3 protein-coding genes and 1 pseudogene are annotated in these 1,331 nt (G+C 39.5%); 3 read left to right on the top strand and 1 reads right to left on the bottom strand.

The annotated features are described in order from the left end of the window. The 3 genes from QUA97_RS28190 to QUA97_RS28180 all read left to right on the top strand — a co-directional run. On the top strand, positions 1 to 511 hold a 511-nt coding region (locus QUA97_RS28190), incomplete at its 5' end, for a helix-turn-helix domain-containing protein (RefSeq protein ID WP_333197618.1). Continuing rightward, positions 508 to 852, top strand: a complete 345-nt coding sequence (locus QUA97_RS28185; protein WP_194071282.1) for a transposase — start codon at positions 508 to 510, stop codon at positions 850 to 852. The genes QUA97_RS28190 and QUA97_RS28185, both read left to right, overlap by 4 nt. Next, the gene (locus QUA97_RS28180; protein ID WP_194071281.1) at positions 837 to 1,070 is read left to right on the top strand and encodes a transposase; all 234 of its coding nucleotides are present in this window, start codon (positions 837 to 839) and stop codon (positions 1,068 to 1,070) included. The genes QUA97_RS28185 and QUA97_RS28180 overlap by 16 nt, the downstream gene beginning before the upstream one ends. Before the next feature lie 5 nt (positions 1,071 to 1,075). Here QUA97_RS28180 and QUA97_RS28175 read toward each other — a convergent pair. Beyond that, positions 1,076 to 1,331: pseudogene (locus QUA97_RS28175) on the bottom strand (ISKra4 family transposase); the annotation flags it as partial.

The following is a 1,331-nucleotide window of genomic DNA, read 5'->3' as shown; positions in this document are numbered from 1 at the left end:
ATTTTTGATTCAGATTCCAATAACTTTTGTAGCTCGGCGAGCCTCGCGTCCCTCTTCCAAAACTGTCCGAAGTATTGGTACAGCGAGTCAGAAAGAACGAATACAAGTATTATGGTGGTTAAAAACAGGGCAAGTACAGCAGCATCAAGAATTAGCCAATCGTTTGGGTAGAGACAAATCTACGATAACCCGCTGGCGACAAAAGTATCGACGTGGTGGATTATCGGAATTATTGTTGGTGAAAAAAGCCCCCGGACAAGTACAACACTTGACTATTGAGGCCTTAGCAGGACTTAAAGAACGCTTAGCAACAGGAGTCCCTTTCAAAAGCTACGGAGAAATTGTGGAATGGCTAAAAACCGAGTATAATTTAGAACTGACTTATGCAACAGTCTATGCCTGGGCGCATTACCGTCACATCGCAAAACTGAAAGTGCCACGTCCGCAAAGTGCTTTACAGGACGTAGAAGCAGTGGAGCTTTTTAAAAAAACATCATTCCAGCAGTATTGACGTTGCAAAAATATTTTGGTAAGGGCAAAAGGCTACGATATTTGTGTCAAGATGAAACCCGTTTGGGATTGAAAACATTGACAGGAAAATTAATTACAGCCAGGGGGGTAAAACCAGTTGCTCCCATACTATGGAAACGTGAAAATTTTTGGTTGTATGGGGTAGTCGAACCATTGAGTGGCTGGCATTTTTGCCAAGAATACGCTCATCTTAACGGAGAAAACTTTCAGCAATTTATTGACGCTCTTTCTCTACAATTGGGTGAAGATATTGCCCTGATTCACATGGATAGAGCGGGTGCTCATATCACTAATGAACTATCTCAGTGCCCGAAAATTTAATTCCTGTCTGTCAACCTTCACATAGTCCAGAACTTAATCCAATTGAAAGGGTCTGGGAATATATCAAACAGCAACTTGTTGGAGAAGTTTTTACAACACTGGAGCAATTGCGAGAGCGATTGAAACAAGTTCTTGAAAAAATCACACCTGAGCAAATTAGTTCGTTGTCATCTTACAAGTTTATTCTTGAAGCCCTATTCTATGCAGCTTCATATTAAATTGGTATTAAATCTTGATTATTTTGAAAAAAAGCTCCAGAATAAACATTATCTAAACACACGGCTTTATAGTCTTTCCAGTAACATCTTTCGCCCTTAGTTTCGTTGCGTAGTCTGACTTTACCGCCATCTAATGTAATTTCTTTGACTCCTTGTTTAGATGTAGGTAATTCAAATTCTTGTCTCTTGACTAATATGAGTAATGTACTGTGAGAAATTTTGATCCCCGTAAGTTTTTCCAAATCTTTTTCTGCCGTTTGA

Origin of the sequence: Microcoleus sp. CZ3-B2, from assembly GCF_036705055.1 — a bacterium.
Classification (GTDB): Bacteria; Cyanobacteriota; Cyanobacteriia; order Cyanobacteriales; family Microcoleaceae; genus Microcoleus.
The sequence above is the reverse complement of the archived record's forward strand: the minus strand, read 5'-3'. Positions and strand labels throughout refer to the sequence as shown.